This is a genomic window from Flavobacterium sp., assembly GCF_043760115.1.
Lineage (GTDB): Bacteria > Bacteroidota > Bacteroidia > Flavobacteriales > Flavobacteriaceae > Flavobacterium.
The window spans coordinates 1-8,955 of the sequence record NZ_JAYUPK010000041.1 but is presented as its reverse complement, the minus strand read 5'-3'; the positions used below and the strand labels follow the sequence as shown (position 1 = coordinate 8,955).

The following is an 8,955-nucleotide window of genomic DNA, read 5'->3' as shown; positions in this document are numbered from 1 at the left end:
TTACCTTGCCAAAGTGACAGTAGTACAGCCACAATTACAATAGTTAACCAAAATAACTGCAACCCAAGTTCATGTCTTGTTCCTAATAATTTATCTGCTTCAAATTTAAGTTCAAATGCTGTAAATTTATCTTGGACAGAAACTGGATCTGCAACTTCTTGGGAAGTATTAGTTTTAACTTGTGGTTCTTCAACACCAACTGCAATGACTAGTGGATTTGCAACTACTTCTAGTAATCCATTTATTTTTAACGGTTTAAACTCTAATACTTGTTATTCTTTTTATGTTAGATCAGTTTGTTCTTCTCAAAATAAAAGCGATTGGTCAATTCCATTAAGTATTACAACACCAACTCTTCCAAATGGTTGTGGTGGATTTTTTACTGACAATGGTGGAGTAAATTCTAATTATTTAAATAATTCTGATACTACTACTACAATATGTACAGACAATGCTGGTGATATTTTAACAATTAATTTCACAGAATTTAATATTGAAAGTGGTTTTGATGCTTTGTATGTATATGATGGATTTTCAATTAATTCTCCTCAAATATCTAGCGGAAATTCTGCTTTTAATGTTCCTGGAGGAATTTCTGGAGGGTTTTGGGGAAATGTAATTCCTGGACCGTTTACATCATCAAATCCAGAAGGTTGTTTAACTTTTAGATTTGTAAGTAATGCATCAGTTAGTTCATCTGGTTGGATTTCTAATATAAATTGTAACCCAACCGATTGTACCATCAATGGGCAATGCGAAAACAGCTTGTCTTTAATTGCTTTTTTAGATTCTAACAATAATGGAATTAAAGATACTGATGATACTGTTTTTAATAATGGAAATTTTTTATACACAATAAATAACGGTAGTACTCAATATTATGGTTATAGTAATTCTGGTAATTATTCAATATTTAGTAATAATCCTTCCAATTCTTATAATTTAAGTTTTGTATTAAATTCAAATCTTGTTGGATATTACAATTCTAATGCAACTTACAATAACATTTCAATAGCTCCAAATAGTGGTATTACAGAATATTTTTTTCCAATTTCTGTACTTCAAGTTTACAATGATTTAGAAGTACAACTTATTGCAAATAATAATCCTATTCCAGGATTTACTTACAGTAACACAATAATTTATAAAAATAATGGCGCTCAAAATATAAATTCTGGAACGCTAACTTTTACAAAAGATAATAATGTAATTTTAAACTCCATTTCTCAAAGTGGAACTACAGCTTTATCAAATGGTTTTAGTTATAATTTTACAAATTTAGCACCATTTGAACAACGTTCTATTTATATTGAAATGCAAGTTCCAACAATTCCAACAATAAGTTTGGGAACACTTTTAACAAATTCTGTAACAATTGAACCACTTAGTGATGTTATACCGACCAACAACTCATCTAGTTTAACTCAAACTGTAATTGGTTCTTATGATCCAAATGACAAAACAGAATCTCATGGAGAAAAAATTGTAGTTAGTAATTTTAGTTCTAACGATTATTTAACTTACACCATACGATTCGAAAATACAGGAACTGCAAACACACAATTTATTAGAATTGAAGATTTATTAGATGCATCGTTAAATGCAAATTCTGTTGAAGTTTTAAATGCTAGTCATCCATTTAATTTTAGAAGAGAAAATAATAAATTAATTTGGAATTTTTATGCTATTAGTTTACCTCCAACATCAATAAATAATCAGTTAAGTCAAGGTTTTGTTCAGTTTAGAGTTAAGCCAAATGTTGGATATTCAATTGGAGATGTAATTCCAAATTTTGCCAATATTTATTTTGATTACAATCCAGCAATTATTACAAATACATTTAATACTGAATTTGTTGCTGCTTTAGCAAATGCTAATTTTAATACTGGTGATTTTAATTTATTTCCTAATCCTGCAACTAATTCTGTTCAAATAAAATTATCAAATGATAATTTTAGTTTAAAAAATATAGTTATTTATGACATGATTGGAAAAACTATTAAATCGATTTCTAATTTAAATAGTAACGAAACTATAGTTGATATTAGTAATTTTTCTAAAGGAATGTATTTAGTAGAAATTACAAATGATAATTTACTTAAAGAAGTTAAAAAACTTATTGTAGAATAATTTTAAACACTTAAAATTTTATAAAATCTCAACTTAAGAAATTAGGTTGAGATTTTTTATTTTCTGTGAAGTATTAATTTTATTGGTACTGTTAAACTGAAAAAAAATAATTTAACGTTTAATGTACAACTAATTAAAAATCAATGTATATTTGAATCTCAAAAACCAAAACAAATATGAAAAAACAATTACTTTTATCGCTTTGCGCGATTATTTTTTCGTCTATTTTTTCTAGTTATTCTCAAGTAGGATTTACTTGTTCTAATCCAATAGCAATAGCGTCACTACCTTATCAAACATCTGATAACACTTCCAATTATGGTGATACTTATGATGTGACACAACCAACAACTTGTGTTAGTGGTTTAAATTACATGACAGGAAACGATGTTTTCTATTCGTATACACCAACAGTAAACGAAAATTTAAATATAAGATTAACGCCATTGGCTGGTTGGTCTGGAATTTTTGTTTATGACGGATGTTCTAATATTAACGTAGCATGTGTCGCTGGAGTTGCCAACTCTGGATCAACTTTAAGAGAGATTCCACAGTTATCAGTTTTAGCAGGTCATACTTATATTATTGCAATTTCTACCAATGCAACACCACAAACGGTTGGATATTCATTACAAATTCAAAATACACCCAATTGTTTAAATCCTTCGCAAATAACATCGAGTTCGTTGACTTCAAATTCTATTAATTTATCTTGGAACAATCCAAGTAGTTCAACCTCATGGGAAGTAGCTGTAGTTTCAAGCGGAAGTGCTATACCGACAAATGGAACTGCTACATCTACCAATGTGAATTTTCCAGTACAAAATTTAATTTCTGGAACATCATTTCAAGCTTATGTTAGAACAGTTTGCAGCGATGGAAGTTACAGTCTTTGGTCTGCTCCTTTTAGTTTTACTACGCCAGCCAGTTGTAGTGCACCTACTTCTATTGTTGCATCGAATATAACTTCTACTTCTGCCAATTTTAGCTGGACAAATAATACAAACGTTTCTGGATATCAATATGCTGTTCAATTGGCATCATTAACAACAATACCAACATCCGGAACTACAGTATCTACAAATGCTGCTATAATAACTGGATTAAATTCCAATACAAATTACAAAATGTATGTAAGATCTATTTGTACTAATCAAACATTTTCTGGTTGGTCAATTCCAATAACATTTACAACGACTGTTTCTTGTGGAATACCTACTCAAATTGTTTCTTCAAATATTTCAAATACAGCAGCAACTTTTTCATGGTTAAATAGTACAAGTGTTGATCATTGGGAATATGCAGTTCAATTAACTTCAGTTACAACTCAACCAACAACTGGGATTTCAACTACAAATAATACGGTATCAATATCAGATTTAATATTAGGAAATTCTTATAGATTTTATATTAGAGCATATTGCACAAATCAAACATACTCTGCTTGGACTAATATCGTTTTTGCCACTTTATCTCCACCATTAGAAACACCTGTTTGTGGCGGAACATTCATAGATAATGGAGGATTAAATGCATTTTATTATAACAGTTCAGATTCTACTGTAACAATTAATCCAACAAATGCTGGAGAAGTAGTAACAGTAACATTTACTTCGTATGATACAGAAAATAATTTTGACGGATTGTATGTTTACAACGGAAGTTCTATAAATTCTCCAATAATTTCTAGCGGAACAGTTGGTGGAAGTGTACCTGGAGCATTTACTGGAACAACAATTCCTGGTCCGTTTACTTCTACAAGTACTGATGGTTCTTTAACATTTAGATTTAAAAGTGATTCATCTATAAATAAAGCTGGATGGAATGCAAATGTTACTTGTGGTTTACCTCCAACTTGTCCAAAACCAATTTTAAATTCTGTAACAAATTTAACATATGTTGGTGGAACTGTTAGTTGGACCGAAACTGGAAACGCTTCACAATGGGAAATAATCGTATTACCATCAACTGCACCAGTACCAAATACTACAGCAGTTGGAACTTTAACGACTAGTAATCCTTTTGTAATCACAGGTTTAACAGGAATAATTCATAAAGTATATATTAGATCTGTTTGCAGTGCAAATGATATTAGTCTTTGGTCATCTCCTTTAATATTATCGCCAACAGTATGCACTGCTCCAGTAATTTCAAATACTGCTGGAACTACTAATTTTAATTGGAATGCAAATTCATCAACACAATGGGAAGTAATTGTTTTGCCTTCGAGTGAGCCATTTCCAACTGCTTCGTCTTCAGGAATTATGCTTTCTACCAATTCTTATCAAGCAACTGGATTAACTTGTGGAATAGGTTATAAAATATATGTTAGAAGTTATTGTAACTCAACATTCTTTAGTAGTTGGTCATCTTTATCATTTACAACTTCAGTTTGTAATTTAACAAATGGGCAAGCAGTAAATATGACAAATTGTTCAGATTCTGGAACAAATTGTTTTGATTTAAGTAGTAATACTCCAAATATTTTAGGAACTACAAATTCATCTGATTTAACAATTACTTATTATGGTTCTTCAAGTGATGCAACTAATCAAATAAATGCTTTACCAAATTCATATTGCATTACAAATACAACCCAAACTATTTTTGCAAGAATTAATAAAATATCAACACAACATTCGCAAATAGTAAATTTTACACTTACTTCTCAAAGTGTACTAGGTGCAATTTCACTAACAGCAATTGGTCAATGTGATGATAATAATGATGGATTTGTTATATTTGATTTAACTAATAATCCTCAAATAATTACATCCAACACTTTAAGTTATTATGCATCTTACACAAATGCAATAATTGCAAGCTCACCTATTACTAATCCAACTGTTTATTCTGTTTCAATAAATAATGCATCAACAATTATTTTTATTAGAGAATCTATAGAAAATGGTTGTGATAAAATTTATAGCTTACAATTGGCAGCAAATTCTAATTGTAATTTAGCTTACAATTGCAACTTGGCAAATTCTTTATGTAGTGCACTTGGAGTTCCATTTACCAATACTCGCCAAGGTATTAGTGCCGAAACTGGTAACGGAAATAATTATGGTTGTTTAGGTTCAACACCTAATCCTACTTGGTTTTATTTACCAGTTAGTACAGCAGGAACTTTAAATTTAACTATAGAACAAAGCACCACAATAAATTTTACAACAAATAATTTAGATGTTGATTATATTGTTTATGGTCCGTTTACAAATCCAGTTACTCCTTGTACAACAGGATTAAACCAAAGTAATACTGTAAGTTGTAGTTATTCTGCTGCACCAGTAGAATATCCAATTATACCAAATGCTCAAGTTGGAGAATATTATTTATTAATGGTTACTAATTTTAGTAATCAACCAGGTTTTATAAGAATTAATATGAATACAACTTCAACAGGAGCAATTGATTGTTCTGGTTTAAGATTAAACGCGTTTTTAGATACCAATAGTAATGGAAGTCAAGATAATGATGAAATTAATTTTCCGCTTGGACAGTTTCATCATGCTGTAAACGATGGAGAGTTACATAATGTTATTGCTCCAACAGGAATCTATAATATTTATGATATTAGTGGAACGAATTCATATGATTTTAATTATACCATAAATCCTGAATATAGCTCAATGTATTCTATTTCAAATGCTTCGTATAGTAATGTAAATGTTATTATTGGTGGTGGAATGATTACTTATAATTTTCCGATTTCAATTATCCAAAATTATAATGATTTAGCCGTTGTGTTAGTACCTTTTAACGCTCCAAGAGCAGGAACATCTTATAAAAACAAACTAGTTTATGCTAATGTTGGAAACCAAACAATTCCATCTGGAACAGTAACATTTAACAACAACAACGAAACAACAATTTCTTCTATATCACAAGTTGGAACTTCAAGTATTACAAATGGTTTTACTTATGATTTTTCAAATTTATTACCATTTGAATCTAGAGAAATTACAATTACAATGCAAGTTCCACCAATACCAACAGTTGCTATTGGTCAACTTTTAACCAATACTGCTTCAATTGTTCCGCTTACAGATGATGTTGTTGTTTCTAACAATTCTAGTTCGTTAACACAAGGAGTTATTGCAGCTTATGATCCTAATGATAAAATGGAGTCTCATGGAGAGAAAATTTTATTTTCTAGTTTCAATCAAAATGACTTTTTATATTACACCATTAGATTTGAAAATACAGGAAATGCAAGTGCAATAAATGTTAGCGTTACCGATGTTTTAGATTCTAAAATTGATGAAACTACCTTACAAATGATTAGCTCAAGTCATAATTATACAATGGACAGAGTTGCAACTGGATTAACTTGGAGATTTAATAACATTCAACTTCCTGTTTCAGTGGCTGATACCAATATTGGAAAAGGTTATATAACATTTAAAGTAAAATTAAAATCAGGTTTTACAGTTGGAGATGTTATTCCAAATACTGCATCAATATATTTTGATAGTAATCCAGCAATTGTTACAAATACTTTCAATACAGAATTTGTTTCTGCTTTAGCAAATGCTAATTTTAATACTAGTAGTTTTAATTTATTTCCTAATCCTGCAACTAATTCTGTTCAAATTAAATTATCAAATGATAATTCTAGTTTAAAAAACATAGTTATTTATGATATGATTGGAAAAACTATTCAATCGATTTCTAATATAAATAGTAACGAAACTATAGTTGACATTAGTAATTTTTCTAAAGGAATGTATTTAGTAGAAATTACAAATGATAATTTACTTAAAGAAGTTAAAAAACTTATTGTAGAGTAGATTTTAATTTTTATGTTAAAATATCTCAACCTAAGAAATTAGGTTGAGATTTTTCATTTTAAAATAAATTTTTTTTTATCCTAAAATTGTTAAGAAGGTTGTTAATTATATATTTAATCGATACTTAATGTAGTACAACGATTTTATATCTTAGCGCTAAAATATTAGTTAATTAAAACTAAAAAAAACAATATCTTGCACCGTTATTTGTCCCAACAAATCTACCAATGCTTACGTTCTAATTTTATGGAATTAATTTTAAATCAAAAACATGAAGAAGATTTATTCCCTAATTTTTTTACTTTTTACCGTATTTACATTTAGCCAAAATTTTGGATCGTTTGCTAGTGGAGTTAAAATAAATGGTACAATTTATAACACCACCGCTAGTGCACCAATTCAACAAATAAATCCTGATGCAAGTGCTCAAAATTTTGACGGATTAAATTTAGGAACTTTTGGACAAAATGGTACTTGTGCAAGAATAACTGGTGCAGAAATTAAAACTTTTAAAAACGCTTTAGGAAATGTTTGTAGCGCAAGCTTATTATGGAGAGTATATCCAGCAGCATCAGCTCCAACTGGTACATTTAATAGTATTGCATTAGCTACAGTAACCGACTGTAATTTAGGAACAAATACATTTGATGATGGTTTTGGACCTTGTGGAAATGGCGATCAAAAATGGAAAAATTATTCTATAAATCAAGATTTTATTGCAACATTACTTCCTGGAATTTATACTTTAGAAATTTACTATGATTACACAGGATCTAATTCAAACCCTTCAACTTGTGAAACCACAAATACAATAAATAATTCTGGAGCCAATTTTAAAGCAAATTTTACAATTGCTAATCCAACTTGTAATCCAGTTGCATTACCAACCACATTATGTCAAGGAGACAATTTGACCTTAACTGCAAATCCTGCAAATGGAATTGCGCCATATTCTTACTCTTGGACTGGACCAAATGGATATACTTCACTTGCTGAAAATCCTTCTATTACAAATGTAACGTTATCTAATAATGGAACATATTCATTAATTGTTACTGATTCTTGCGGAGCAATTTCTTCTTCGCAAACTACAGCAAGTGTAACTATTACAGAAAAAATAGATCCATTTTTTGAAGGATTAAATCCAGGTTTATGCCGTTTTGGAACTCCACCATTATTACCTGGTCAATCTACAAATGGAATTCTTGGAACTTGGAATCCTGCAACAGTAAATAATTCTACAGTAGGAACTTTCTTTTATACTTTTACACCAGATGCTGGCCAATGCGCCAATTCATTTGTTCAAACTATTTTTGTTGTAAACAACGTAAATCCAACATTTACGCTTCCTGCTGCTATTTGTTTCAACTCTGTTCCACCAGTTTTAAACACGACTTCTAATAATGGAATTGTCGGAACTTGGAATCCAGCAACTGTTAGCAATACAACATCTGGAAGTTATGTATTTACTGCAAATGGCGGACAATGTGCAAATACAAGAACTGTTACAATTAATGTTACTCCTATTGTAACTCCAAGTTTTACACTACCATCATCTATTTGTCAAAACGGAGCAATTCCTGCATTACCAACAACATCTAGCAATGGAATTACTGGAACTTGGAATCCATCAATTGTTAATAATACTACTACAACAACATATCAATTTACACCAAATAATGCTAGTCAATGTGCAACATCATTTTCTACTTCCATAACTGTTAATCCAAACTTAACTCCAACGTTTAACGCAATTGCTCCAATTTGTCAAAATGCAACAGCTCCAACTTTGCAATCTACTTCAAATAATGGATTTACTGGAACTTGGAATCCTGCAACAATTAGTAATACAGCTTCTGGAACATATACTTTTACACCTACATCTGGTTTGTGCGCAACAACTACAACTATAAATGTTATTGTAAACCCTAACGTTACTCCAACATTTAATCCAATTCCGAATGTTTGTTATTTAACAACTCCACCAGCTTTGCCTTCTACTTCTTTGGAAGGAATTACTGGAACTTGGAAT

At 30.1% G+C, this 8,955-nt stretch carries 2 protein-coding genes and 1 pseudogene; all 3 read left to right on the top strand.

Annotation, left to right across the window (positions count from 1 at the left end; translation table 11 throughout):
* Nucleotides 1–2,130 (top strand): T9SS type A sorting domain-containing protein (locus ACH2BC_RS03580; protein WP_395052613.1); only part of this gene is annotated, 2,130 nt, incomplete at its 5' end.
* A gap of 176 nt (nt 2,131–2,306) precedes the next feature.
* Nucleotides 2,307–6,923, top strand: a complete 4,617-nt coding sequence (locus ACH2BC_RS03575; protein ID WP_395052612.1) for a fibronectin type III domain-containing protein — start codon at nt 2,307–2,309, stop codon at nt 6,921–6,923.
* Nucleotides 6,924–7,194: 271 nt separating this feature from the next.
* Nucleotides 7,195–8,955, top strand: a pseudogene (locus tag ACH2BC_RS03570) (hypothetical protein); the annotation flags it as partial.